Source organism: Sphingopyxis sp. EG6 (genome assembly GCF_003609815.1).
GTDB lineage: Bacteria > Pseudomonadota > Alphaproteobacteria > Sphingomonadales > Sphingomonadaceae > Sphingopyxis.
Genome location: NZ_AP017603.1, coordinates 1,094,910 through 1,120,416, shown reverse-complemented (window position 1 = coordinate 1,120,416; position 25,507 = coordinate 1,094,910). Strand labels below are relative to the sequence as shown.

Annotated in this window: 29 protein-coding genes and 1 tRNA gene; 13 read left to right on the top strand and 17 right to left on the bottom strand. The window is 65.4% G+C overall.

The annotated features are described in order from the left end of the window. The first annotated feature begins 52 nt into the window (after positions 1-52). The 7 genes from SPYCW_RS05530 (at position 53) to SPYCW_RS05500 (ending at position 4,982) form a co-directional block, all read left to right on the top strand. Positions 53-550, top strand: coding sequence for a UPF0262 family protein (locus SPYCW_RS05530; protein ID WP_120215951.1), 498 nt, complete (start codon positions 53-55; stop codon positions 548-550). A 3-nt stretch (positions 551-553) separates the two neighbouring features. Then, on the top strand, positions 554-1,306 hold the full coding sequence (locus SPYCW_RS05525; RefSeq protein ID WP_120215950.1) for a glycoside hydrolase family 25 protein: 753 nt from the start codon (positions 554-556) through the stop codon (positions 1,304-1,306). Continuing rightward, complete coding sequence (locus tag SPYCW_RS05520) at positions 1,303-1,752, top strand: cytidine deaminase (protein WP_120215949.1); 450 nt, start codon at positions 1,303-1,305, stop codon at positions 1,750-1,752. The genes SPYCW_RS05525 and SPYCW_RS05520 overlap by 4 nt, the downstream gene beginning before the upstream one ends. A 38-nt stretch (positions 1,753-1,790) precedes the next feature. Further along, positions 1,791-2,345 (top strand): dCTP deaminase, encoded by a 555-nt coding sequence (dcd, locus tag SPYCW_RS05515; RefSeq protein ID WP_093512738.1) that lies wholly within the window; start codon positions 1,791-1,793, stop codon positions 2,343-2,345. A 71-nt stretch (positions 2,346-2,416) separates the two neighbouring features. Then, a complete protein-coding gene (locus tag SPYCW_RS05510) occupies positions 2,417-2,935 on the top strand; it encodes a DoxX family protein (protein WP_120215948.1) in 519 nt (172 codons plus the stop codon). A gap of 69 nt (positions 2,936-3,004) precedes the next feature. Next, positions 3,005-4,174, top strand: a complete 1,170-nt coding sequence (locus tag SPYCW_RS05505) for a saccharopine dehydrogenase family protein (RefSeq protein ID WP_120215947.1) — start codon at positions 3,005-3,007, stop codon at positions 4,172-4,174. Between the two features lie 7 nt (positions 4,175-4,181). Continuing rightward, positions 4,182-4,982, top strand: coding sequence for an acyl-CoA thioesterase (locus SPYCW_RS05500; RefSeq protein WP_120215946.1), 801 nt, complete (start codon positions 4,182-4,184; stop codon positions 4,980-4,982). Positions 4,983-5,080: 98 nt separating this feature from the next. Here the strand turns inward: SPYCW_RS05500 and SPYCW_RS05495 are convergent, their stop codons facing one another. The 4 genes from SPYCW_RS05495 to SPYCW_RS05480 form a co-directional block, all read right to left on the bottom strand. Beyond that, the gene (locus SPYCW_RS05495; protein ID WP_232014841.1) at positions 5,081-6,427 is read right to left on the bottom strand and encodes a sensor histidine kinase; all 1,347 of its coding nucleotides are present in this window, start codon (positions 6,425-6,427) and stop codon (positions 5,081-5,083) included. Next, positions 6,424-7,158, bottom strand: coding sequence for a response regulator (locus SPYCW_RS05490; protein WP_120215945.1), 735 nt, complete (start codon positions 7,156-7,158; stop codon positions 6,424-6,426). The genes SPYCW_RS05495 and SPYCW_RS05490 overlap by 4 nt, the downstream gene beginning before the upstream one ends. A gap of 153 nt (positions 7,159-7,311) precedes the next feature. Next, positions 7,312-7,917: an EF-hand domain-containing protein gene (locus SPYCW_RS05485; protein ID WP_120215944.1), complete on the bottom strand. Its 606-nt coding sequence runs from the start codon at positions 7,915-7,917 to the stop codon at positions 7,312-7,314. Between the two features lie 229 nt (positions 7,918-8,146). Continuing rightward, positions 8,147-8,374, bottom strand: coding sequence for a hypothetical protein (locus SPYCW_RS05480; RefSeq protein WP_145985945.1), 228 nt, complete (start codon positions 8,372-8,374; stop codon positions 8,147-8,149). Between the two features lie 194 nt (positions 8,375-8,568). Between SPYCW_RS05480 and SPYCW_RS05475 the strand changes: the two genes are divergently transcribed. Next, positions 8,569-9,060: an FKBP-type peptidyl-prolyl cis-trans isomerase gene (locus SPYCW_RS05475; protein ID WP_120215942.1), complete on the top strand. Its 492-nt coding sequence runs from the start codon at positions 8,569-8,571 to the stop codon at positions 9,058-9,060. Positions 9,061-9,071: 11 nt separating this feature from the next. Here the strand turns inward: SPYCW_RS05475 and SPYCW_RS05470 are convergent. Beyond that, a tRNA-Gly gene (locus tag SPYCW_RS05470) sits at positions 9,072-9,145 on the bottom strand. Positions 9,146-9,246: 101 nt separating this feature from the next. On the opposite strand from SPYCW_RS05470, the gene dinB reads away from it, so the two are divergent. Beyond that, complete coding sequence (dinB, locus tag SPYCW_RS05465; RefSeq protein ID WP_120215941.1) at positions 9,247-10,380, top strand: DNA polymerase IV; 1,134 nt, start codon at positions 9,247-9,249, stop codon at positions 10,378-10,380. A 101-nt stretch (positions 10,381-10,481) separates the two neighbouring features. Here dinB and SPYCW_RS05460 read toward each other — a convergent pair whose 3' ends face one another. The 6 genes from SPYCW_RS05460 to hisG all read right to left on the bottom strand — a co-directional run bounded on the left by SPYCW_RS05460 (position 10,482) and on the right by hisG (position 17,977). Then, positions 10,482-12,080 (bottom strand): peptide chain release factor 3, encoded by a 1,599-nt coding sequence (locus SPYCW_RS05460; protein ID WP_120215940.1) that lies wholly within the window; start codon positions 12,078-12,080, stop codon positions 10,482-10,484. Positions 12,081-12,235: 155 nt separating this feature from the next. Next, positions 12,236-14,350, bottom strand: a complete 2,115-nt coding sequence (locus tag SPYCW_RS05455; RefSeq protein WP_120218127.1) for a sodium-translocating pyrophosphatase — start codon at positions 14,348-14,350, stop codon at positions 12,236-12,238. A gap of 181 nt (positions 14,351-14,531) precedes the next feature. Further along, positions 14,532-15,461 carry a thiamine-phosphate kinase gene (gene thiL / locus SPYCW_RS05450; protein WP_120215939.1) on the bottom strand — a complete coding sequence of 310 codons (930 nt, stop codon included), beginning with the start codon at positions 15,459-15,461 and terminating at the stop codon, positions 14,532-14,534. A 118-nt stretch (positions 15,462-15,579) separates the two neighbouring features. Further along, positions 15,580-16,032 (bottom strand): transcription antitermination factor NusB, encoded by a 453-nt coding sequence (gene nusB, locus SPYCW_RS05445; RefSeq protein ID WP_120215938.1) that lies wholly within the window; start codon positions 16,030-16,032, stop codon positions 15,580-15,582. Positions 16,033-16,041: 9 nt separating this feature from the next. After that, positions 16,042-17,334 (bottom strand): histidinol dehydrogenase, encoded by a 1,293-nt coding sequence (gene hisD / locus SPYCW_RS05440; protein WP_120215937.1) that lies wholly within the window; start codon positions 17,332-17,334, stop codon positions 16,042-16,044. Continuing rightward, positions 17,321-17,977, bottom strand: a complete 657-nt coding sequence (gene hisG / locus SPYCW_RS05435) for an ATP phosphoribosyltransferase (protein WP_120218126.1) — start codon at positions 17,975-17,977, stop codon at positions 17,321-17,323. Before hisG ends, hisD begins: the two co-directional genes overlap by 14 nt. Positions 17,978-18,015: 38 nt before the next feature. Here hisG and SPYCW_RS05430 point away from each other — a divergent pair, with 38 nt between their 5' ends. Beyond that, positions 18,016-19,095, top strand: coding sequence for a DUF2332 domain-containing protein (locus SPYCW_RS05430; RefSeq protein ID WP_120215936.1), 1,080 nt, complete (start codon positions 18,016-18,018; stop codon positions 19,093-19,095). A gap of 158 nt (positions 19,096-19,253) precedes the next feature. Here SPYCW_RS05430 and SPYCW_RS05425 read toward each other — a convergent pair whose 3' ends face one another. Beyond that, positions 19,254-19,703 (bottom strand): DUF1465 family protein, encoded by a 450-nt coding sequence (locus tag SPYCW_RS05425; protein ID WP_232014840.1) that lies wholly within the window; start codon positions 19,701-19,703, stop codon positions 19,254-19,256. A 101-nt stretch (positions 19,704-19,804) separates the two neighbouring features. Then, positions 19,805-20,002 (bottom strand): YdcH family protein, encoded by a 198-nt coding sequence (locus SPYCW_RS05420; protein WP_120215935.1) that lies wholly within the window; start codon positions 20,000-20,002, stop codon positions 19,805-19,807. A gap of 125 nt (positions 20,003-20,127) precedes the next feature. Here SPYCW_RS05420 and SPYCW_RS05415 point away from each other — a divergent pair, with 125 nt between their 5' ends. Then, entirely contained in the window at positions 20,128-20,286 is a 159-nt protein-coding gene (locus SPYCW_RS05415; protein ID WP_120215934.1) for a DUF465 domain-containing protein, read from the top strand. A 49-nt stretch (positions 20,287-20,335) separates the two neighbouring features. On the opposite strand, the gene SPYCW_RS05410 is transcribed toward SPYCW_RS05415, so the two are convergent. The 4 genes from SPYCW_RS05410 to SPYCW_RS05400 form a co-directional block, all read right to left on the bottom strand. Beyond that, entirely contained in the window at positions 20,336-20,725 is a 390-nt protein-coding gene (locus SPYCW_RS05410; protein ID WP_120215933.1) for a PilZ domain-containing protein, read from the bottom strand. A 104-nt stretch (positions 20,726-20,829) separates the two neighbouring features. Further along, positions 20,830-21,291, bottom strand: a complete 462-nt coding sequence (gene dksA / locus SPYCW_RS05405; RefSeq protein WP_120215932.1) for an RNA polymerase-binding protein DksA — start codon at positions 21,289-21,291, stop codon at positions 20,830-20,832. 253 nt (positions 21,292-21,544) lie between these two features. Then, positions 21,545-21,946: a hypothetical protein gene (locus SPYCW_RS18785; protein ID WP_145985944.1), complete on the bottom strand. Its 402-nt coding sequence runs from the start codon at positions 21,944-21,946 to the stop codon at positions 21,545-21,547. Positions 21,947-22,006: 60 nt separating this feature from the next. Beyond that, complete coding sequence (locus tag SPYCW_RS05400; protein ID WP_232014839.1) at positions 22,007-22,987, bottom strand: hypothetical protein; 981 nt, start codon at positions 22,985-22,987, stop codon at positions 22,007-22,009. Between the two features lie 319 nt (positions 22,988-23,306). Between SPYCW_RS05400 and serS the strand changes: the two genes are divergently transcribed. Continuing rightward, entirely contained in the window at positions 23,307-24,587 is a 1,281-nt protein-coding gene (gene serS / locus SPYCW_RS05395; RefSeq protein ID WP_120215931.1) for a serine--tRNA ligase, read from the top strand. A 99-nt stretch (positions 24,588-24,686) separates the two neighbouring features. After that, positions 24,687-25,460 carry a 5'/3'-nucleotidase SurE gene (gene surE / locus SPYCW_RS05390; protein ID WP_120215930.1) on the top strand — a complete coding sequence of 258 codons (774 nt, stop codon included), beginning with the start codon at positions 24,687-24,689 and terminating at the stop codon, positions 25,458-25,460. Positions 25,461-25,507 lie beyond the last annotated feature (47 nt).

The following is a 25,507-nucleotide window of genomic DNA, read 5'->3' as shown; positions in this document are numbered from 1 at the left end:
AATAAGTCCCCCCCTTGCCCTTCGGCCCGGTGCAAGTAGAAGCACAGGCAGCATGGCTGACGCAGACCCTTCCAAACAGCGGATCATTTCGGTCGAACTCGACGAGGGTTCGATCGTGTGGCGCAATCCCGACGTCGAACAGGAACGCCGCGTCGCGATCTTCGACCTGATCGAGGACAATAAATTCGTGCCGCAGCGCGGCCACCCCGACGGTTATGCCGGCCCGTACCGTCTGATGCTGCGCGTCGAGGACGGGCGGCTGATCTTTGAAATCAGCCGCGAGGACGGGTCGCCGCTCGAAGCGATCATCCTGGGTCTGGGACGTTTTCGCCGTCCGATCCGCGATTATTTCGCGATTTGCGACAGCTATTATCAGGCGATCAAGACCTCGACCGCGCAGCAGATCGAGACCGTCGATATGGCGCGCCGGGCGTTGCATAACGAAGCCGCCGAAATGCTGATGGACCGGCTCGACGGCAAGATCGCGGTCGACTTCGACACCGCGCGGCGATTGTTCACGCTGATCTGCGTCCTCCACATCAAGGGCTGACGGGTGGCGACGGGGGCGATCAAGAGCAACAGGGCCGGAAAAGGCGGTGGTTGGCGCGAAGCGGTCGCACGAACGCTGCGGCGGATCGGCGCCGCGATCGTGCTGTTGCTGCTCGCGGCAGGCCTGTCGCTATGGTGGGCTGCGCGCTGGACCCCCGACCGTGCAGCCTTTCCGACGCAAGGTGTGACGATCGACGCCGACAATGGCGATGTCCAGTGGGGGTCGATCAAGGCGGCAGGCGCCGATTTTGCCTATGTGATGGGAACCGACGGCAGCCGCGGCATCGACGCCAAATTCGCCCGCAATATGGCGGCGGCGCGCGAGGCAGGCGTACAGGTCGGCGCGATCCATCGTTACAGCCTGTGCCAGCTCGCGACCGATCAGGCCGCCAATTTTATCCGCCATGTCCCGCGCCGCGCCGACGCGCTGCCCGCCGTGGTTTGGCTCGACTATGACGATCGCTGCCCCGACCGCCCGACGCGCGCGCTGCTCTTGTCCGAACTCGCGACCTTTCTGGCGCAGATCGAGGCGCATATGGGCAAGCGCAGCCTGATCGCGCCCGGTCCGGCGTTCGAGAGCGACTATAAGGTGACGCAGGGGATCGCGCGGACGATCTGGCTGCGCCGCGATTTCTTCGAGCCCGATTATGGCGCCCACCCCTGGGCGATGTGGCAGGCGAACGACTATGTCCGCCTGTCGGGCGCCGATGGGACCGTCGGCTGGAACGTCGTCCGCCCGGAAGGAAATGAACCATGACTGAAACCCGTGACGAACTGATCGCCGCCGCCCGCGACGCCGCGCGCCGGGCCTATGCCCCCTATTCGGGCTTTCACGTCGGAGCAGCACTGCTGCTCCGGAACGGCGACGTCGTCACCGGCGCCAATGTCGAAAACGCCAGCTATGGCCTGACGCTGTGCGCCGAAACCGCCGCGGTCGCCAAGATTGCGAATGAGGGCTGGATTGGTGAACTCGCCGAGGTCGCGATCATCGGCGGGCGCCCCGACGGTGACGACCTGCTCGGAACCGATCCGGTCAATCCGTGCGGCCGCTGTCGCCAGATATTGAACGAAGCCGCCGAGCGGTCGCAGACGGACATCCTTGTCCATTGCGCATCGGGCGATGGTAGCGCGGTCAAGACCTACAAGCTCAGCGAACTGCTTCCCGCGGCTTTCGGGCCAAAGGATCTCGGCCTCATCGACTGACCGCTTGCGCAAGCCCCACAGGACCGACAAGAGACACCATGGCCATTCTTTCCGACCGCTGGATTCGCGAAGCCGCCCAAACGCAGGGCATGATCGAACCGTTCGTCGAGGCGCAACGCCGCGACGGGTGCATCAGCTATGGCCTGTCATCCTACGGCTATGATGCGCGCGTCGCGCCCGAGTTCAAGATTTTCACCAACGTCGATTCGACGATCGTCGATCCCAAGGATTTCGATCCCAAGAATTTCGTCGATCGCGAAACCGACGTCTGCATCATCCCGCCGAACAGTTTTGCGCTAGCCCGAACGGTCGAATATTTCCGTATCCCGCGCGACGTGCTGGTGATCTGCCTCGGCAAGTCGACCTATGCGCGCTGCGGGATCATCGTCAACGTCACCCCGCTTGAGCCCGGCTGGGAGGGTCATGTGACGCTGGAGTTTTCCAACACCACCCCCCTGCCCGCCAAGATTTACGCCAATGAAGGCGCGTGCCAGTTCCTGTTCCTCCAGGGTAACGAGCCCTGCGAGACGAGCTACGCCGATCGCGCGGGCAAATATATGGGGCAAAAGGGTGTGACCCTGCCGAAACTCTGACGCGGAACCTCCGTCGCTGCGGCGCGTCCTCCTTGCACAAGCGGACGGGGCATCGTTTGGAGGATCGACGCATGTCCATGATCGCTGTCTTTATCGGCCGCCTCTTCATTTCACTGATTTTCATCGTGTCGGGGATCAACAAGCTGATCCACGTCAACGACACCAATGCGATGATCACCGCCGCGGGCCTGCCCGCGGGCCTCGCCATCCCGACCGGGCTGTTCGAGCTGATTGCGGGTGTTTGCATCGCGCTCGGTATCGCGGTTCGTCTGTGGTCGATCTTGCTGGCAGGCTTTGTCCTCGCGACGATCCTGTTTTTCCACCGCGAATTTACCGATCCGGTGCAGGCGATGGCGGCGATGAAGAATCTGGCGATCGCGGGCGGCTTGCTCGCGCTGTTCGGTTATGGTCACACGCGCTGGAGCTATGATGCGCTGCGCCAGCGCCGCCGCAACGAACTGGCGGCGCGCGATGCGCAGCTGCGGGCGAGCGAAGCCGAGGTTCGCGCCGCACGCGCCGAGGGCCGCGCCGAAGCGGCGGCGGTCGGCGAGCCGGTGGTGATTCAAAAACGACCGTTCTGGCGCCGCTGACGCTTGGCGCTTGGCATCGAAGCCACGCTGCGCTAGCCTCCCTTTACGTTTACGTAAAGGGAGGCATTTATGGCCAGCCGCGAATTTGACATCATCGTCTATGGCGCCACCGGCTTCACCGGTCGGCTCGTCGCTGAATATCTGACGCAGCATTATGGGGGCAGACCGGACGCGCCGAAATGGGCGATGGCGGGGCGTAGCCTCGACAAGCTTGCCGAAGTACGTGACCTCATCGGCGCCCCCGCTGATACGCCGCTGGTCGTCGCTGACGCCAGCGATCCCGCGAGCCTCGATGCGATGGCCGCTAGCACGCAGGTCGTGCTTACCACCGTCGGCCCCTATCAGCTTTACGGCAGCAAACTTGTAGCCGCCTGCGTCAAGGCGGGCACCGCCTATGCCGACCTGTGCGGCGAACCCGGCTGGATGCGCGAGATGATCGACGTGCACGAGGGTGCGGCGAAGGCATCGGGCGCGCGCATCACCTTCAGCTGCGGCTTCGATTCGATCCCCTTCGACCTTGGCGTCCATTTCCTGCAGGCCGAGGCCGTGAAGCGCCGCGGCAAGCCCGCGCCGCGCGTCAAGGGCCGGGTCCGCAAGATGGCGGGCGGCGCATCGGGCGGCACCATCGCCAGCCTGACCGAAACGCTAAAGGCCGTCGCCAAAAAGCCGTCGCTGGCGCTGCTGCTCAAATCCTCCTTCGCGCTGACCCCGGGGTTCGAGGGTCCGTCGCAACCGACCGGCCTGTTCCCCGAATATGACAGCGCCACCGGCACCTGGACCGCACCGTTCGTGATGGCGCCGATCAACACCAAGAATGTCCACCGCACCAACTTCCTGCTTGGACATCCGTGGGGCGTCGATCTGGTGTATGATGAGATGGTGATGACGACGATCGGCGATGCCGGAAAAGCAATGGCGGAAGCGATGGCGAAGGCAAACCCGTTCGGCGACTCCAATCTCAAACCTGGCGAAGGACCGAGCAAGGAAGAGCGCGAAAACGGCTTCTACGACATCTTGTTCATCGGCGAATATCCCGACGGCACGACCGTTCGCGCCAGCGTTCAGGGCGACCGCGACCCCGGCTATGGCTCGACGTCGAAGATGCTCGCCGAAACGGGCATGGCGCTACTCGCGAACAAAGGCGCGGGCGGCGTGTGGACCCCCGGCGCACTGCTCGGCGACGCGCTGATCGCGCGGCTGACCGAGCACGCCGGACTGACCTTCCAAATCGAGGAATAACCGCAAGATGACCACCTCTCCCAGCGCGCTCGACGCGCTGCTATCGACGCTGCGCACCGAAGACGGCGTGGCAAAGGCACATATCGACGACGGCTGGATGCAGGGGCGCACCGCCTATGGCGGGATCAGCTCGGCGGTCGCACTCGCCGGTACGATGGCGCTCCACCCCACCGACACGCCGCTGCGCTATGCGCAGATCAGCTTTGTCGGTCCGGTCGGCGGCGACTGCACGGTGAACACGCGCGTGCTGCGCCAGTCGAAATCCTCGCTGTTTGTCGACGCGGGTGTGTCGAGCGACGCAGGTTTCGGTACGGCGGCGGTCTTTGCTTTTTCGCCCGATCGCCAAAGTCATCTCGACCATAATCGGCTGGCGATGCCCGACGCACCCGCGCCCGAAACGCTGGCGCCCGTTCCCGAACATCACGCGCGCCCCGCCTTTACCCGCCATTTCGACATGCGTCCGACCACCGGCCCGCGCTTTGCCTGGAAAAGCGAAGTCGGCGAATATCTGACCTGGGTCCGCTTCGTCGAGGAACCGGCGTGCCATCCGGCCGTCGCGCTGCTCGCGATGGGCGACGCGCTGCCGCCCGCTGCGATGGCGCTGTTCAGCCAGTTCGGCCCGATCAGCTCGATGAACTGGACGGTGAACATGCTCACCGCCGATCCGCGAACAGACGATGGTTGGTGGCTGCTGTCGGCAAAAACCGGCTATGCCTGCCACGGCCTGTCGGTACAGGACATGATGCTGTGGAACCGCGCCGGAGAGCCAGTGCTGAGCGGTAGTCAGGCGATCGCGATTTACGCTTGACCCACTTGGCGCCCCCGCGAAGGCGGGGGCCGCTGTTGGCCTATTCCAGCGCTTCCGAGTAAACCGCTAGCGGCCTCCGCCTTCGCAGGGGCGACGAACTACGCTGTCGGCAACGCGATCACCGCGTCCAGACCGCCGTCGGCACGATTGCGAAGCGTCAGTTCGCCGCCCTCGCCCTCGGCGATGTCGCGCGCGATCGACAGCCCCAGCCCCGACCCGCCGGTCGCCCGGTTGCGCGACTGCTCGCCGCGCGCGAAGGGTTCGACCAGCGTCCGGATCTGATCGTCGGACAGGCCGGGGCCATCGTCCGACACGATGATCCGCACCGCACCCGGCGCGCGCTCGACCGACAGGCGCGCACGCACCCCATAAGCCGCGGCATTGTCGATCAGGTTGCGGAGCGCGCGGCGCAGCAGCAACGGACGCGCAAGCACCCCAGCGTCGACGGCTGCCGCCACGGCCACATCCTTGCCGCGTTCGCGATAATCCGCGGCCAGCTCTTCGACCAGTCCGCGCAGCGCCACCGGCTCGCGCCCCTCGGTTCCCGCGCCCGACCGCGCCAGCGCCAATATGTCGGTCAGCATCGCCGCCATTTCCTCGATCGACGCAATCATCTTGTCACGCAGCGCGTCGTCGTCGACCTGCTCGACCCTTACCCGCAGGCTGGCGAGCGGGGTTCGCAGGTCATGGCCGACTGCGCCGAGCATCCGGTCCTTGTCTGACAGCATCGTCGCGATCCGGCTGCGATAGGCGTTGAAGGCGATGATCAGGTCGCGGACGTCGGACGGCCCCTCCTCTTCCAGCGGCGTCGCGTCGCGCAGCGCCGGATTGGACCGCGCGGCGCGGGTCAGGTCACGCAGCGGCGCCGCAGCGCGCCAGGCGATGACCATGATCGGTATCAGCAGCAGCAGATAGAGCGACAGCGTCTGCCAGACCAGAAAGCCCTGCAAGCGATTGCCGCTGGTCGGAATACGACCGCGCACCGCGATGTAACGGCCATCGATCTGGGCCGACACGATGACGGTCCTGCCGGGAATATTGGCTCGCAGCCGCGGTCGCTGTGGCAATGCCCACGCATCGACCGACTCAGCGGTGACGTCCGCCTCGCCAAGCAATTTTTCGACATAATCGGCAAGATCGGGCAGCGGGACGGCCCCCGTCGGCAACGGCAGCGGCCGGTCCGAAACCACAAGTTTCTGGGCGCGGTTGGGACGTCCATGCTCCCCCGACCGCTCATCCTGTTGCGGCGGCAATTCCCCGCGCCGGGCGCGGTCGACCGCATCGATAATCCGCGCCACCGCCATGCCGCCGCCATGCGCCAGCGTCTGCTGGCTCTGGCCGCGCACGAGCAGGGCAAAATTGATCGCTTGCGCGGCGAACAGCATCAGCGCCACAGCAAGGACCAGCTGGCCGATCAAGCTGCGCGGCCACAACCGAATTTTCACGCCGCCGGTCCCATCCGCTTGACTTCGCAGGCCAGCGTGTAGCCGCCGCCCCACACCGTCTTGACGATCTGCGGGTGCGCCGCGTCCACCTCGATCTTCTTGCGCAGGCGGCTGACGAGATTGTCGATCGCGCGGTCGAAAATTTCGGCCTCGCGCCCGCGCACCAGATCGAGCAACCGGTCGCGGCTCATCACCTGCCGCGGATGGCGGACCAGCGCGTGAAGCAAATGATATTCGCCCGATGACAGCGCCACTTCATTGCCCTGGCTATCGACCAGCACCCGTTCGACTTCGCGCAGCACCCAGTCGGCAAAGGCATAGCTGGTTCCGCCGGGATCGAGCACGCGCCCGCCCTGCTGCGTCCGCCGCAGCACGGTGCGGATGCGCGCCACCAACTCGCGCGGGTTGAACGGTTTGACAACATAATCGTCGGCGCCGATCTCCAGCCCGATGATCCGTTCGGTATCCTCGGCGCGCGCGGTGAGCAGGATAACGGGAATGGCGCTGTTTTCACGCAGGTGGCGGGTCAGCGACAGACCGTCCTCGCCGGGCATCATGATGTCGCTGACGACCAAGTCGATCGACTGGGCACGCAGCACCGATCGCGCCTCGGCGGCGCTCGCTGCGGCGGTCACCGCAAAGCCTTGGGCGGTCAGATATTCGGTCAGCGGCTCGCGGATCGACGGTTCGTCGTCGATCAGCAGGATGCGCGGGTTATGGTTTTCGGTCATTGTCGATCCGCTGAAAACGCCAAAGTCGGAACGCTAGTTCGCCCACCGGTCGAACGACCGATGGGCGATAGCTGGCAGGGACCAGCCGCAAAGGCAATGCCGGGAGGGGGGAAGAAAGCCTGCCCGTCGCCGCCGATCCCTGCCAAATGCCAATTAGCTGGCGGGAGCAGCGGGTGCCGCACGCTTGGCGCGCCATTCGCTGCGCTGCGCCTTGCGTTCATCGGCGGTCACCTGGCCATCCTTGTTGGCGTCCGCCGCATCGAAGCGAGCCAGCGCGGCAACCTGGAATTCGGCTTGGCTGATCGCCTTGTCGCCATTGGTGTCGGCCTTGGCCATCATGCCGCCGTGCATGGCATGGCGCGCGCCACGCTTGCCATGACCGCGCATGCCGTGACGTTTGCCGTCGCCGGCTTCGCCAGCCTCGGCGCGCTTGGCGACGCGCTCTGCACGCTTGGCGGCCCGTTCGGCGTTCTGGTTGGTCCATTCGGCCTGGCTGATGCTGCCATTGCCGTCGGCGTCGAGGCTGGCGAATTTCTTGGCCTGCATCTCGGCGCGCTTCGCCGTCCGATCGGCAGCGTCGATCTTGCCGTCCTTGTTGTAATCCATCTTGGCGAACCGCTCGGCGGCATGCGCCTGCGCCTCTGCGCGCGATAGCGTGCCGTTACCGTCGGTGTCGGCCTTGGCGCCGCCGGGGGCAGCCAGAACGGGCGCAGCAATCAACGCGGCGCCCAGCGTCAGAAACGAAATCTTCTTGTACATGGTACGAACTCCTTCAGGGGATCGATCCGGGGGATGACCGGATCCCGATGAAGGCGTTCTAGGCGTCATTTGTCCCAGCCACTTGCCGGATCGGCGCAAAATTGTCGCAAATTGTCGCAGTTCGGCGGCGCCGTTCATTTTCGCGAAAACCGCGACAGCCTTGCGCGCAAAAATGCAAGGGTGCGCGCACCACCGATGCACGCACCCGTTCCAACAGCAACAGCGTCGATTACGGACTAACCGGCGAATCCTCGTCATCGTCGGAAATCAGGACGATGGCGGTGATCCCGGCGAGCAAACCGACCAGACCGATGATCCAGCTCGAATCGCCCTCAAGATTGCTTTCGCCAGCAACGTACGATGGCGCCCGCACACCGACCGCTGCGGATGCCGCGACCGGCGCCAATACGGCTGACGATGCCGCCAGCGCGATGACTAGCTTTTTGGCCATATGCATTTCATTCTCCATCGATTGAGCAGAAGGGGGTGAACCCGATCAACGACCCGGCAGCGCCGATTGATCCCAACGGGGGCGGCGTTCGTCGCGTTAATCTGACGGGTCGGCGGGGCGGCGGCGGCACGGCGGGGTCGATCGGGGTTGCTCGCCGCGCACGTCCGGGCTTATGCGGCGCCAAGACAACAGGAGACATTATGGCCGCATCGCTACCCCTTCGCCTGCTACTGACCGCCGCCAGCCTGGGCCTTTTCCTGCCCGCGGCGGTCGCCGCTGAGCCCACGCAAGGGACCGCCTGGCTCAACCGCCAGATGGCCGCGCTGTCCGAACGCAATGGTGCGGACGGTTGGCACGTCACCCCCAGCGGCCTCCGCTGGCGCCGCATCGCGGGCGACGGCAGCGGCGCGCACCCCGCCCCCACCGACGTCGTCACGGTGCACTATGTCGGCACGCTCGCTGATGGACAGGAGTTCGACAGCTCGATCAAGCGCGGCACGCCGACCAGCTTTCCGCTCAATCGCGTCATTCCAGGCTGGCAGGAAGGCGTGGGACTGATGGGCGTCGGTGACAAGGTCGAACTCGCGATCCCCTACCAGCTCGCTTATGGGCCCGAAGGAAAAGGCCCGATCCCGGGCGCCGCGACCCTGCTGTTCACGGTCGAGTTGCTGGGCATTGAATCGGCGAAGTAAGAAAAGGAACATGGAGCGGGTAGCGGGAATCGAACCCGCCTAGCTAGCTTGGAAGGCTAGAGCATTACCACTATGCTATACCCGCTCACCCAAGGTCGGCGGCGATTGCCAGTTTGCCCCATCTTCGTCAAGCCCGCCGTCGTGCGCATCGTTGAGAACATCATGGCAACATGCTAAAGCTGCGCCGTGCACGACGACGCGGACCTCAACCCCGGTGACGGCGCGGACGCCTCTGTTCGCAAGATCATCCATGTCGACATGGACGCCTTTTACGCGTCGGTCGAGCAGCGCGACGATCCGGCGCTGCGCGGGCAGCCGGTCGCGGTCGGCGGATCGTCGCGGCGCGGCGTCGTCGCGGCGGCAAGTTACGAGGCGCGCAAGTTCGGGGTGCGGTCAGCGATGCCGAGCATCACCGCGAAGCGCCAGTGCCCGGCGCTGATCTTTGTCCCGCCGCGGTTCGAGGTGTACCGCGACATCTCGCACCAGATCCGCGCGATCTTTCGCGACTATGCCGACGAGGTCGAACCGCTGTCGCTCGACGAGGCCTATCTCGACGTCAGCGCCGACAAGATGGGATTGGGCAGCGCAACCGCGACCGCCAGGCTGATCCGCCGCCGCATCCGCGAGGAAACCGGCCTGACCGCGTCGGCCGGCGTTTCCTATAACAAGTTCATTGCCAAGCTGGCGTCCGATCAGAACAAGCCCGACGGCCTGACTGTCATCCCACCGGCCAAGGGCGCCGCGTTCGTCCAGACCTTGTCGATCCGCCGTTTTCACGGCATCGGGCCGGTGACAGCGGCGAAGATGGAAGGGCTCGGGGTCTTTTCGGGCGCCGATCTCGCGGCAAAAGACCCGCTGTGGCTGGCAGAGAATTTCGGCAACAGTGCCGAATGGCTGTTCAACCTGGCGCGCGGCATCGATCATCGCCGGGTCAAATCGAACCGCCCGCTGAAGTCGCTGGGTGGCGAACGCACCTTCTTCAACGACCTGATCACCGATACCGAAATCCGCGAGGCGCTGGCGCATGTGTGCACCGTGGTGTGGGACCGCGCCGCCAAGAAAGGCGCGCGCGGGCGGACCGTGACGCTCAAGCTGCGCTACGCCGATTTCCGGACGATCACGCGGGCCAAGTCGGTCCCCTCGCCGATCCTCGATGGCGCATCGCTGCTCGCGGCGGGCGAAGCGATCCTGGCACCACTGCTACCGACCGAACAGGGCATACGCTTGCTGGGGCTGACGCTGAGCAAGTTCGAGGGGGAAGAGGAGGAGGAGGAAGGCGCGGAAGCTGGGGCAACGACGGATCTGCTGAGCCTGATCTGAACATAGCGTCGCCCCCGCGAAGGCGGGGGCCGCCGTCGGTTTGCGCAGCGAGGCTGAGGAAGGCGGCAAGCGGCCCCCCGCCGTCGCGGGGGCGACGGACTCTACTCCGCCAAAGCGCCCAACCGCCGCTCCTTCGTCGCCGTAAATCGGATATCCGGATTGCGCTGGGTGATATAGCCCACTTCCCAGCCGTCCTTCGCCATGAACACCGGCGCGCCGTCGCGATCGGTGGCGCTCGCGCCGCGATGTTCGGACTGGAACGCCTTCAGCTTGGCGGCGTCGTCGCTGGCGATCCAGCGCGCGGTTTCCCACGGCGACTGCTCCAGTTTCGCCTCGACTTTATATTCCACGTCGAGTCGGCTGATCAGCACCTCGAGCTGCAACTGGCCGACCACGCCGACGATCATGTTCGATCCGATCTCGGGGTAGAAAACCTGGATGATCCCCTCCTCCGCCATATCGTCGAGCGCCTTGCGCAGTTTCTTGGTCTGCGTCGGGTCGACCAGCGCGACGCGGCGCAGCAATTCGGGGGCGAAATTGGGCAGCCCGGTGATCGTGATGTCGGTGCGTTCGGACAGCGTATCGCCGACGCGGAGCGTGCCGTGGTTGGGAATGCCGATGATGTCGCCGGGAAAGGCCTCCTCGGCCATTTCGCGGTCCTGCGCCAGGAACAGCATCGGGCGGCTGATCGCGATCGCCTTGCCCGTTCCGCCCTGCATCAACCGCATCCCGCGTTCGAACTTGCCCGAACACAGGCGCATGAAGGCGATGCGGTCGCGGTGCGCCGGGTTCATATTGGCCTGCACCTTGAACACGAAGCCGGTCACCGCGCTGTCCGTCGGCTCGACCGGTGCCGGTTCGGCGGGCTGTGGCTGCGGCCCCGGGGCGTGGTTCGCGAGCGCCGCGAGCAGGTCGACGACGCCGAACTCCTTGAGCGCGGACCCGAAATAGACCGGCGTCAGATCGCCATTCCGATACGCCGCTGCGTCGAACTCGGCATAGCATGCCGATGCCAGCTCGGTTTCTTCCTTGAGGTGCGCGAGCGCGTCGGCGCTGATCTCGGCGGCCAGCGCCGGGTCATCCAGCCCCGCCACCTTGGCGCGGTGCCCTTCATACATCCGCGATGCATCGGCGCCCGGTTTCATGATCGCCGGATCCACGAGATCGTAGATTCCTTCGAACTGCCCGCCCATGCCCGCGGGCCAGTTCATCGGGGTCACGTCGAGCGCCAGCCGGTCGGCAACCTCGTCGAGCAGTTCAAACGGCGGCAGCCCTTCGCGGTCGACCTTGTTGATGAAGGTGATGATCGGCACCGAGCGCAGGCGGCACACTTCGAACAGCTTCAGCGTCTGCGGCTCGATGCCCTTGGCGGCGTCGATCACCATCACCGCGCTGTCGACCGCGGTCAGGGTGCGATAGGTGTCCTCGCTGAAATCCTCGTGCCCCGGCGTGTCGAGCAGGTTGAATACCAGCCCGGCATGTTCAAAGGTCATCACCGACGAGGTGACCGAAATCCCGCGCTGCTGCTCGATCTTCATCCAGTCGGACCGCGCACGCCGCGCTTGCCCGCGCGCCTTGACCTCGCCCGCGATATGAATAGCCCCGCCTGCGACGAGCAATTTTTCGGTCAGCGTCGTCTTGCCCGCGTCGGGGTGCGAGATGATGGCAAAGGTGCGGCGTTCGGGATGCTTCTGGGACATGGCGGGCGCCTAGCAGCGGCGCGGCAATGTGGGAAGGGGTTGGTGCAATGCAGCAATCTTGCCGTGTTCCGGATGGCGATCGCTTGACCACCAAAAAAAGCCCCGCCGGATCGCTCCGACGGGGCTTTCTTTTTTGCCCGCAAGGGCGGCCCGGCTTACGCCGCGCCGTGCGCCAGCGCCGCGAGAAGCAGGATCGCCACGATATTGGTGATCTTGATCATCGGGTTGACCGCCGGGCCCGCGGTGTCCTTGTACGGATCGCCGACGGTGTCGCCGGTCACCGCGGCCTTATGGGCCTCGCTGCCTTTGCCGCCGTGGTTGCCGTCTTCGATATATTTCTTCGCATTGTCCCATGCGCCCCCGCCCGAGGTCATGGAGATGGCGACGAACAGCCCGCCAACGATCACGCCGAGCAGGAGTGCGCCAAGCGCTTCGAGCGCCGCAGCCGGTCCGGCGACCGCGCGGATCACGAAGAACACGACGATCGGCGCGAGCACTGGCAGCAACGACGGGATGATCATTTCCTTGATCGCCGCCTTGGTCACCAGATCGACGGTGCGTGCATAGTCGGGCTTCGATTCATAGGTCATGATGCCGGGGTTGTTCTTGAACTGGTCGCGAACATCCTTGACGACTTCACCCGCCGCGCGGCCGACCGCGGTCATGCCCATCGCCCCGAACAGGTACGGCAGGAGGGCGCCCAGCAGCAGCCCGACGATGACATAGGGCGACGACAGCGAGAAGGTCAGCGGCTCGGTCAGCCCCAGCGCCGCCGAATATTCGGTGATATCGGCGGTATAGGTGCCGAACAGCACCAGCGCCGCAAGACCCGCCGAACCGATGGCATAGCCCTTGGTCACCGCCTTGGTGGTGTTGCCCACCGCGTCGAGCAGGTCCGTCTTTTCACGCACGCTGTCGTCGAGGCCCGCCATTTCGGCAATGCCGCCGGCGTTATCCGTGACCGGGCCATAGGCGTCGAGCGCGACGACCATTCCGGCCAGCGCCAGCATCGCGGTCGCGGCAAACGCAATGCCGATCAGCCCCGCCAGCATATAGGCGATGATGATCCCCGCGCAGATCACCAGCGTGGGCAGCGCGGTCGATTCGAGGCTGATCGCCAGCCCTTGAATGACGTTGGTGCCATGACCGGTTTCCGATGCCTTGGCGATCGAGCGCACCGGTCGATAGTTGGTGCCGGTGTAATATTCGGTGATCCAGATGATCAGCCCGGTGATGATCAGGCCGAGCAGCGAGCAATAGAACAGCGAACGACCGTTGAAATCGGTCCCGGGGATCAGCGCTTCCATGCTGCCCAGCGCATATTGGGTCGAGAACCAGATCGCCGGGATCGACAGGATCGCGGTGACGAGAAACCCCTTGTACATCGCGCCCATGACATTCGTCCCGTTACCGAGACGGACGAAATAGGTGCCGATGATCGAGGTGATGATGCAGACGCCGCCCATCAGCAGCGGCAGGCTCATCAGCGGCACGAGCATCTCGCCCGCCCCCTTGAGCAGCAGCGCCATCAACACCATGGTGGCGCCGACGGTCACGACATAGGTTTCGAAAAGGTCGGCGGCCATACCGGCGCAGTCGCCGACATTGTCGCCGACGTTATCGGCGATCACCGCCGGGTTGCGCGGATCATCCTCGGGGATCCCAGCCTCGACCTTGCCGACGAGGTCGGCGCCGACGTCGGCAGCCTTGGTGAAGATACCGCCGCCCAGACGCGCGAAGATCGAGATCAGCGAAGCACCAAAGGCCAGCGCGACAAGCGCGTCGACGACCGTGCGATCCTCACCGCCAACGGTATAACCGCCGGGGCCGATCAGATACCAGAAAAAGACCGAGATCGCGAGGAGCGCGAGGCCCGCCACCAGCAGGCCGGTGATCGCACCGGCGCGAAACGCCATGGTTAGACCCGCCTGCAATCCGGTCTGCGCCGCAGCCGCGGTGCGCACGTTCGCTTTGACCGAAATATTCATGCCGATGTATCCGGCAACCCCCGACAGGACGGCGCCGATGACAAAGCCCGTCGCCGAAATCGCGCCGAGGAACATCCCAACGAGCACGGCGACGACGACGCCAACGATGGCGATGGTACGATATTGGCGGCCCAGATAGGCTTTGGCGCCTTCCTGAATGGCGCCAGCAATTTCCTGCATCTTTTCGTTACCCGCCGAGGCGCTGAGCACCTGCCGCGAGGTAATGAAGCCATAGAGCACGGCGACAAGGCCGCACGCTATCGCGATCATAACCGGATCAATCATGAATTTCCTTCCCCATTGAACGGGGCGGACCCAGTGAACAGTCGAGCACGTCCGACTTATGATTGCCGGTTCGCCCTCTCCCCTGATGCGACCGCCCCAATATTTGGACGCCGCGTTATGGGAAGAAAGAAAGCCTAGGGCAAGCCCGGTTTTTCGGCACTTTTGTAACGGTTTCGCGTCAATGTGTGAAACCGAGACGCTCGGGCAGCGCGATGCGTTGGGCGCGGTGCGTCAGCAACAGCCCCTCGCCCACCCCGGCATGGCCGATCGGCGTCGCCGCGATATTCAATGCAGCCGCAATATCACGGATCGCGCCTGCCGCCGCCGGATCGGCCGCGAACAGCAATTGATAATCGTCACCGGCGCTCGCCGCCGCCAGCCGGGTATCGACGACATCGGGGCGCACTGCGAGCAAGGCCGCCGACAGCGGCACCGCCTCCAGCATCAGGACCAGCTCACACCCGCTGGCGGTCGCCATCCGCTCGGCGTCGATCAGCAGCCCGTCGGAAACATCCATCATCGCATGCACGTGGGGCGCCACCGCCTGCCCGAAGGTCAGTTGCGGCTGCGGGCGGCGATAGGCGGCAAGGCAGGTCTCGTTCGCTTCCTCGTGACCGAGGCGCATCGCAAGGCCTAGCCCGGCATTGCCGATCGATCCGGTCACCCACAGCTGATCGCCCGGCCGCGCCCCCGACCGCGACGGCGCCCCGCCCGGCGGCGCGCGGCCGATCGCGGTCAGCCCGAAACTGCGCGGCGCGCCCGCGGGCGCGCGCACGGTATCGCCGCCGAGCAGAATGACGCCAAAGCGGCGAAGCGCCAGATCGAGCCCTTCCACGAACGCCGCATCCCATTCCGCGTCGCCCAGGCTATAACCAACGAGCACGCCAACCGGCTCGGCGCCTTTCGCGGCGAGATCCGACAGGTTCACCGCGACAAGCTTCCACGCGACATCCTGCGGCGTGTCGTCAGGCAGGAAATGCACGCCCTCGACGATCATGTCGTGGGTGAGGACCAGCCCTTCCCACTCGGCGGCATCGTCGGTCAGGCCACGCGCGGCGGGGTCAGCGGCGATGGCGCGCAGACGGGCGATGAAATCGGTTTCGGACATGCGATACCCTCTCACCCAGAACAATGTGCCCTAATTCCGCTCGCGTCGAGCGAAGTCGAGACACGCTTGGGACGGGCTACGGTCTGCGTATCTCGACTTCGCTCGACACGAAAGGAGCTTAGCTATTCTTCCGCGCGTCCTTGCCGATCGCGTCGAGCAGGCCATTCGCAAACCCCGCTTCGCGCGCATCGAAAAACGCCTTGGCCACATCGACATATTCGCTGACCACCGCGCCGACCGGCACGTCGCCGCGCGCGATCAGTTCATAGGCGCCGGCGCGCAAAATCGCCTTCATCGTGCGGTCGAGCCGCTCCATCGACCAGCCGCTGGCCAGCCGCGCCACGATCGCCGCATCGATCTCGTCGACGCGCGCCAACGTGCCTTTCACGATGTCGTCGAAAAAGGCGACGTCGGCGCCCGCATATTCGGCATCCTCGATCGTCGCGCCGATCCGGTGCTGGTGAAATTCGTGGATCAGCTTGGCAACGGGGGTCGCCTCCATCTCGTGCTGATAAAGCGCCTGGACGGCGGCGAGACGTGCGGCGGAGCGAGACTGGGCGCGTTGGTTCATGGTTCTTTTCTACTTGAGACGCTGGCTGACCGATAGCGCATGCGCGGGAAGCCCCTCGGCCCCGGCAAGCGCGACCGCTGCGGGGCCGATCGCGGCGAGGCTGGCTTCGTCCAGTGCCAGAAAGCTGGTGCGCTTCATGAAATCCGTGACCGACAAGCCGCTCGAAAAGCGCGCGCGGCGGCCGGTCGGGAGGACGTGGTTTGGACCAGCGACATAATCGCCGATGGCCTCGGGAGTCTGGCGGCCGAGAAAGACCGAGCCGGCGTGACGGACCTTGGCGAACAGCGCGTCAGCCTCGGCGGGATCGACCGCGAGTTCGAGATGTTCGGGCGCGAGCCGGTCGCAGAGCGGGATCGCGTCGGCCAGCGCCGTGACGATGACAAAGGCGCCATTGTCAGCCCAGCTTTGGCGCATCGTTGCCGCGGTGCTCAGCGTCGGGATGATCGCGTCGACCGCTGCGGCGACCGCCTCGGCGAAGGTGGCATCGTCGGTGAACAGGATCGACTGGCTGGTCGGGTCATGCTCGGCCTGGCTGAGAAGGTCGGCGGCGATAATGCGCGGATCGTTCCGGCTATCCGCGACGACGACAATCTCGCTCGGCCCCGCGACCATGTCGATGCCGACGACGCCGTACAGCTGGCGCTTCGCTTCGGCGACCCACGCGTTGCCGGGGCCCGTGACAACGTCAACGGGTGCAATCTTGTCGGTGCCATAAGCCAGCGCCGCGACAGCCTGCGCCCCGCCGACCCGCCAGATCTCATCGACCCCGCCGATATGCGCCGCCGCCATCACCACCGGATTGGTCTCACCGCCCGGCGTCGGGGTCATCATGACGATACGCCCGACCCCTGCGACCTTCGCAGGCAGGATGTTCATCAACACCGACGACGGATAGGCGGCGCGACCTCCGGGAACATAGACCCCCGCCGCATCGACCGCGTTCCAGCGCGCGCCGAGCCGTGCGCCGGTGCTGTCGCGATAATCGCGGTCCTCCGGCAGCTGGGCGGCGTGATAAGCACGGATGCGGTCGGCGGCGAGATTGAGCGCGTCGCGCAGGTCCGGGACCAGCGCCTCATAGGCTGCGGCGCATTCGGCCTTCGAGATGCTCCAGCCGCTCGCGTCCAAATCGAAGCGGTCGAATTTCGCGGTATATTCGGCAAGCGCGGTATCGCCCTCGGCCTTTACGCTCGCGATAATCGCAGCGACGTCGGCGGAGACGTCGGATGCGCTTTCGCGCCGGTCGTTGACCAGCGCGTCAAACGCGGCGGCAAAGCCCGGGTCGGAGGCGTCAAGCCGCCGCATCGCCCACCGCCTGGCGGAATTTTTCGACGAGCGCCGGCACTTCGGCCGAGCGCAGCTTGAACGCGGCGCGATTGACGATGAGCCGCGCCGACACCTCGCTGATGATTTTCTGCTCGGCCAGCGCATTTTCGACCAGCGTCCGCCCCGTCGATACCAGATCGACGATGTGCGAGGCGAGCCCCAGCTTCGGCGCGATTTCCATCGCGCCGTTGAGCTTGATGCACTCGGCCTGGATGCCCTGGCCTGCAAACCAGCGGCGCGTCGTCGACGGATATTTGGTCGCGACGCGGATATGGCTCTCGCCCAGCCCCGGCGGCGCGCTGCCTTCGGGGCCGGCCAGCGACAGCCGACAATGGCCGATGCCGAGGTCGACCGGCGCATACAATTCGCTGTAATCGAATTCGTCGACCACATCGGACCCGACGATGCCCAGCTGCGCCGCGCCGTGGGCCACGAACGTCGCGACGTCGAAGGCGCGGACGCGGATCAACGAAATATGCGGCTGGTTCGTCCCGAACACCAAGGCGCGGCTTTTCTTGTCGAAAAAGTCTGCCGCGGGCTCGATACCCACGCGCGCCAGCAGCGGCAGCGCCTCGTCGAGGATGCGTCCCTTGGGGATGGCAAAGATGATCGGTTCGGGCATAAGCGTCGCGCACATAGGCGGCGACGGGGCAAAGGGCAATGAGCGAGCGTTACGAGCCAATCGAACTGGGCGATACCGGACCCGTCGCAGTGCGTGCCGCCTTTGCCAATCAGGTCGCCTATTGCCGGGCCAACGGCGCCCCGGTGACCGCGCGGATCGTGGCAGCGCTGGCCGCGTTGCTCGACCAGCCTGCCAGCGAATTTGCGCGGCGGATCGCCGACTGGAAGGGCGCCCCGCTCGCCGATGCGCTGCCGCTGCGCGCCGCGGGCGGGCTGCACGCGTTGCATCTTGCGGGAACCGCGCACGAATTGGCGCCGATCTATGCCGATGCCGACGACATCAACGATGCCGCGATCGCCGCCGGGGTCGTCGCTCGACATGAGGCAGCACTGCTCCCGTGGCTCGACGGGCCGCCGCAGACCAACGAGGCGGGGCGCTCGTCGAACTTCATTGCGGCGATGCTGTGGCTTGCCGACAAGGGTTTGCCGCAGCGCTTCGACTGCTTCGAAATCGGGTCGAGCGCGGGGATCAACCTGATGATCGACCGCTATCATTATGATCTTGGCGGGGTGCATGTCGGCCCGACACCGGGTGCGATGGCGTTCGCCCCCGAATGGCGCGGCAACCATCCGCCGATGCACGCCATTGAATTTGCGGGCCTCAAAGGCTGCGACGTCGCGCCCGTCGACCTGACCGACCCGGCGCAGGCGCTGCGGCTGAAAGCCTATATCTGGCCCGAACATCATGTCCGCTTCCAGCGCATGGAGGCCGCGATCGCTGCTGCGACCGAGCAGGCCCCAAAGCTGATCCACGCCAACGCCGCCGACTTCGTCGAGGCCGAACTGGTGCGCCCGCAAGCCGAAGGCACGACCCGGGTGCTGATGCACTCAATCGTCTGGCAATATGTCCCCTCCGATCAGCAGGCGCGCGTCACCGCCGCGATGGAAGCCGCGGGCGCCCGCGCGACCGCGGAGCGCCCGCTAGCCTGGATCGCGCTCGAGGCCAATCGGACGGTGCATCATCACGAGCTGGTGGTACGGTATTGGCCGGGCGGCGGCGCGCCGGTGAAACTGGCGCATGCGCACGCCCATGGCGCGTGGGTGGAGTGGTCGGGGTAAGGGCTGGCAGCGACTGAAATATGACTTCGCCGCCGCGAAGGCGGGGGCCGGTGTCGGTTTACGCAGCAGCGCGGGGATAGGAAGCTAGCGGCCCCCGCCTTCGCGGGGGCGACGGTTATCGCTAACGTCCGCCCCCCACAAAGCCAGTCCCCCCAAGCCTAAAGCCGCGCCTCCAACTGCGCCAGCAACCGCTGCACCGGGGTCGCGGCCTGCGGCGCGTTCCAGCCCGCCTCGATCTTCGCGATGCGTTCGAACAGACGTTCGCTCGCCGCGATGATGCGCTGCACCGATCCTTCGAATCCGTCGCAAACGCCCCAGTCGGCGGCGATCGGATCGCCGATGCGCGCCGCGCTGTCGTTGGGACCGGCGCCCGGATCGCCCGCCATCATCGCACGGCGATGGAGCAGCCATGCGATGACGTGCATCAGCCGCGTCGTCGTCTTGAGCGATTCGCACGCGAGGCTGATCTGCATCAGACCGTCGCGCCGGGAACTGCTGAGGTCGCGCTGCGCGGCAAAGGCCGCGTGCGCTTCGTCCGCGAGCACCATGGCTTCGACATAGAGATTTTCGACCTGGGCGCGTTGCACCGGCGCTGCGATTGCCATCATGTCTGAATGCTGGGCCACCATCTACCGATGGATGCCACGGCTGCCCGGCAATGCAATGGCGGTAACCATGAAATCGCTGCCTGCCGTCGTCCCGTTTTGAGTCAGGCGATGATGTCGGGCAGCAGTTGATCCTCGCACCACGCAATTTCATCGCGCAGCCTGAGCTTGCGTCGCTTCAGGCGTGCGAGTTGCAACTGGTCGGGGACCGCCGCCTCGCCGAGCGCAATAATCGCGGCGTCGAGGTCGCGATGCTCGACGCGAAGCAGTTCCAGGCGCTGGGTAATTTCATCGGTGCTCACGCGCGCTTCCCTGCCACGTTCACCACTGGTCCGCAACGGGGACCGGCTGGCCGAATCGCGACGACATTCGTGCCGATTCGTGATTTACTCGGACCTGCCAATCGAGTCGAAAAGGAGAATGGTCCATGAGCACGTCGCATCTTTCCGCCCTGAAGTCGCGCCACGCGAACCTCGACGAGAAAATTGCGAATGAAGAGCGGCGCCCTGCGCCCGACATGGCAGCGCTGGCGCAGCTGAAAAAGCAGAAGCTGAAAGTGAAGGAAGAGATGCTCGCGATCGCTTGACGATCGCCAGTCGTTACCGCCCCGCTGATGCTGCCCTAAACCGGATGCATCAGCGTCGGCGGTACAGCGGCCCCCGTTCGAGGCCCGAACGCCGCAGATGCGGTGGCAAATCGGACTGCGACACCACCTGACGACGCACCGCCTGCGGATCGATCTGATGATCGAAGGCGATCCCGAACTTGCCCTCGCCCGCCCATACGACGCGCCCCGGCACCGGACCGATATTTTTCAGATCGATCTCGATCGCCGCGCCCTGTTCGACGCGGACCTTGCCCTCGGCCAGCATGCCGCCCGGCGACAGGTTGCGCACCCGGACGATAACCGGATCGGTGCGACCCGGCAGAATCAATCCCGCCTGCAGGAACAGACTGTCCCGATCCGCGCCGCGCGACAGCGCTGCGACTTCTTCATCAACCGATACCGGCCCACGCGAATCCATTGCGACCCATTCCCCGCGTTGTTGTCAGGGTCGCGAATCTAGAGTTCAGCCGTTGCCGAAATGTAAATTGCCGCCGCTGATCGGGCCTTTTGTCCCGGCGCGGATCAATCTTCGCGCGAAATCCGTTCGTTGCGCTCGTGACGCTCCTGCGCCTCCAGCGTCATGGTGGCAATCGGGCGCGCCTGCAGGCGGGCCAGCGAGATCGGTTCGCCGGTTACTGCGCAATAGCCATATTCGCCTTCATCGATGCGGCGGATCGCCGAATCGATCTTGGCAATCAGCTTGCGCTGGCGGTCGCGGGTACGAAGCTCGATCGCCCAATCGGTCTCGCTCGACGCGCGATCGGCGAGATCGGGTTCGCGCAGCGGCCCGTCCTGCAAATGCGCCAGCGTCGATTCGGATTCGGACAGGATGGACTTTTTCCAGGCGAGCAGCAGACCGCGGAAATACTCCTGCTGCCGCTCGTTCATAAACTCTTCGTCGTCGCCAGGAACATAATCCGTATCGAGATTTGATTTGGCTTCGCGAAGCGCGTCAGCGCCAACGTCGGCAATCTTGGTCGGCATGAGGGGCTCTCGCGTCCTTTCCTGTCACCCCGCGACCGGCCATGCGGCGCAGGGAGTGGCGCGCCTATAACCAGCCGCTGGTTTCGATACAAGCGCCGAAGCAGCCAATAGCGTCGACGCGTGAAGCATGGCTGAACAGAGACGATGATCGCAGCGATTCTGGGTGGCCGATCACGCCTTGCGTCATCGATCGCCGAAGCCCGGTTTAGGGCCGAAGGTTAACCAATCGCATAGAATCATTGCGATTTCCGTACTATTTTGGGACAAGAACGGCGATTTGGGTTGATTCCGATGCTCTTTTCCCGCTGTCGGACAGGCAAACGCGGTTAACGCAATTGCCGCGTTCGCAAAGCTTTGACCTTTTGGGGTATAGCGAAGGTGAAACGGGTGTCGGTAGCTGGCGCTTTGCACCTGCAACGGGAAAGAAAGAGAAACCTATGTCTGTCCGAATGGCCCTCGCCAAGCTTTGCGCCTGCACCTGCGGCGGCGCGCTTATCGGCACCGGCGCGATGCAGATTACCGATGTCCCCAAGGCGCGGGCGCAGACGGCAAAATCCTGTTCGCCCTGCGTTGGCAAAAAGGTCGTTCGCAAGCGCCACGCGGCGCGCAAGCCGGTGAAACGGATCCGCCGCGTCGTCACGACGAAGCGCGTCATCCGCACCGCGACCCCGCAAACGCAGGTGGTGACGCAGACGATCCCCCTGCCCCCCATCCCTTACGCGCCCTTCCCGCAGCGCGGCGGTTTTGAAGGCGGCGGCAGCGGCGGCGGCGTGACCGTTATCGGCGGCGGCTTCGGCGGCGGTTTCGGCGGCGGCTTTTTCGGCGGCTTCTTTGGCGGCAGCAGTTCGGGCGGCGGCGGCAGCGTGGTGGTCACATCGACGACCACCGGCGGCCTCAGCACGACCAGCAGCAGCACGTCGGGCGGCGTGTCCACCTCGACGGGCGGCGTCAGCACCTCGACCTCGACCGGCGGCGTGTCGACTTCGACTGGCAGCGTGAGCACGTCGAGCGGCGTGTCGACCTCGACCGGCGGGGTTTCGACCTCGACGGGTGGCGTGTCGACTTCGACCGGCGGGGTCAGCACCTCGACCGGCGGCGTTTCGACCTCGTCGGGCAATGTCAGCACATCGTCGGGTAACGTCTCGACGTCGTCGGGCAACGTCAGCACCTCCTCGTCGAGCAGCAGTTCGTCGTCGAGCTCCTCCTCGTCGTCATCCTCGTCCAGCTCGTCCTCGTCGGGCGGCAGCTCGTCGAAGGGCGGTTCGTCGCACGGCAGCTCGGGCTGGGGCAGCTCGTCCCACGGCAGTTCGGGCGGATCGAATGGTTCGAGCGGCAGCTCGGGCGGTTCCAGCAGCAGCAGTTCGGGCGGATCGAGCAGCTCGTCGTCGAGCTCGTCGTCCTCCTCATCGTCGAGCAGCAGCACGTCGAGCGGCGCGACCTCGTCGGGCGCGACCGGCGGCAGCAGCAGCTGGGGTTCGACGGGCAGCACGAGCACGGGAAGCTCCAGCTCGTCGTCTTCGTCGTCGTCGAGCAGCAGCTCATCGTCATCCTCGTCTTCGTCATCCAGCTCGGGCGGAACGACCAGCACCTCGTCGGGCACCCCGACCCCGGTTCCGGCGCCGCCGATGCTGCTGTTGTTCGGCGCCGCGGCCGCCGCGCTCGTCGCGCGCCGCCGCGCCGCCAATCGCAACGACAAGGACGCCGACGCGGCTTAAGCAATCCACTGGCGGTCCGGGGGGGCTTTTACCCAGACCACCTACTGAAGGGTCGCCTTTCGGGGCGGCCCTTTTTTATGAGCCGCTCCAGTTTGCGCGGCACGGCGCGATTATGATCCTCCCTGTGGCGCAGCCATGGGGAAGTGGCAGCCCGCAGGGCTGACGGAGGGGCGATGGCGCGACCCTTGCCGCCCCGCCACCCCTGCTTCGCAAGCGGTCCCCCTCGCCATCGCTACGCGACAGGGAGGATCACGAAAGGACGGGCTTGCACCCCCCGCTCAGCAACGCCATAGCGCGGCGATGCACGATATCCGCCTGATCCGGGACGACCCGCAAGCTTTCGACGCCGGCCTTGCGCGCCGCGGCCTCGAACCCCTGTCCGCTCAAATCCTGGCCGCGGACGCGTCGGTGCGCGCGCTGCAGACCGAAATCCAGGCCGCGCTCGCACGCCGCAACGAAGCGTCGAAGCTGATCGGCCAGGCGATGGCACAGGGCAACAAGGAAAAGGCCGAAGCGCTGAAGGCAGAGGTTGCCGAGCTGAAGGCCGTGCTGCCCGCGAAGGAAGACGCCGAACGCGAGCAGCTCGCTGCCCTCCACGACCGTCTGGCGGCGCTCCCCAACCTGCCCGCTGCCGACGTGCCGGACGGCGAAGATGAAGGCGGCAATGTCGAAATTGCTCGCTGGGGCACCCCGCGGTCGTTCGACTTCGCGCCGCAGGAACACGCCGATTTCGCCCCTGCATTGGGCCTCGATTTCGAAACCGCGGCCAAGATGTCGGGCGCGCGCTTCGCCTTCCTGAAGGGCCAGATGGCCCGGCTCGAACGCGCGCTCGGCCAGTTCATGATCGACAAGCAGACGATCGATGCGGGTTATACCGAATGCGCGACGCCGCTGATGGTCCGCGACGAGGCGGCGTTCGGCACCACGCAGCTCCCTAAATTCCGCGAAGATCTGTTTCAGACCACCGACGGTCGCTGGCTGATCTCGACGTCCGAAATGAGTCTGACCAACGCGGTGCGCGAAGAGATTGTGCTGGAGGCCGATCTGCCGATCCGGATGACCGCGCTCACCCCCTGCTTCCGGTCCGAAGCGGGGTCGGCGGGGCGCGACACGCGCGGCTATATCCGCCAGCACCAGTTCTGGAAGGTCGAGCTGGTGTCGATCACCCGTCCTGAAGACAGCGACGCCGAACTGGAACGCAAGACGCGCGCCGCCGAGGCGATCCTGGAAGCGCTCGAACTGCCGTATCGCAAAATGCTGCTGTGCGCCGGCGACATGGGTTTTGCGGCGCGCAAGACCTATGACCTTGAAGTGTGGCTGCCCGGCCAGAACGCCTATCGCGAAATTTCGAGCTGTTCGAACTGCGGCGATTTCCAGGCGCGCCGGATGAACACACGCTTCCGCCGCGAGGGCGCGAAGGGCAATGAGTTCGTTCATACGCAGAACGGTTCGGGTCTGGCAGTCGGTCGGACGCTGGTCGCGGTGCTGGAGAATTATCAGCAGGCGGATGGGAGCGTCATCGTTCCAACGGCACTGCTGCCCTATATGGACGGGATGACCAGACTCACTCCGGCACGCTAACACAATCGTCACCCCGGACTTGATCCGGGGTCCCGCTCAGCGACGGCGAAAGCGGGACCCCGGATCACGTCCGGGGTGACGAAAAAGGAAAGATCAAAAGTGCGCATCCTCCTCACCAACGACGATGGCTATCACGCCCCCGGCATGGCCGTGCTCGAAGCGATCGCCCGCCAGCTCAGCGACGATATCTGGGTCTGCGCCCCGGCCGAGGAACAGTCGGGTGCCGGCCATTCGCTGACCCTGTCACGCCCGGTGCGGATTCGCGAACATGGACCGCAGCGCTGGTCGTGCAGCGGCACCCCGACCGATTCGGTGATGATGGCGATCAGCAAGCTGATGCCCGAAAAGCCCGACCTGATCCTGTCGGGCGTCAACCGCGGCGCCAATCTGGGCGACGACGTCACCTATTCGGGCACCGTTTCGGCGGCGATCGAGGGTGCGCTCGCGGGCATCCGCTCGATCGCGCTCAGCCAGGTTTATGCGAAGGAAGGCATGGGCGACACGGTCCCCTTCGAACCCGCCGAAACATGGGGCGCCAAGGTCCTGCGCCCGCTGCTCGACCTCGACATGGCGCCGCGCACGCTGATCAACATCAACTTCCCCGCGATCCCCGCCGCCGATGTGCAGGGCATCCGCGTGACGCGGCAGGGTTTCCATGATTATGGACGCGGTTCGATAGTCGAAGGCACCGACCCGCGCGGTTACCGCTATTACTGGTTCGGGCTGCACGGCATCGAACATTCGCCGGGCCACGACAGCGATCTGGAAGCGATCGACGACCGCTATATCTCGGTCACCCCGCTCCAGCTCGACCTGACGCACGACGCATCGCTCGCCGCGCTGCGCGGGGCGTATGGGGCCGAAACCCCTTAACTTCGTCATCCCGGCACAGGCCGGGATCTCGCCATCGCGGACCAATG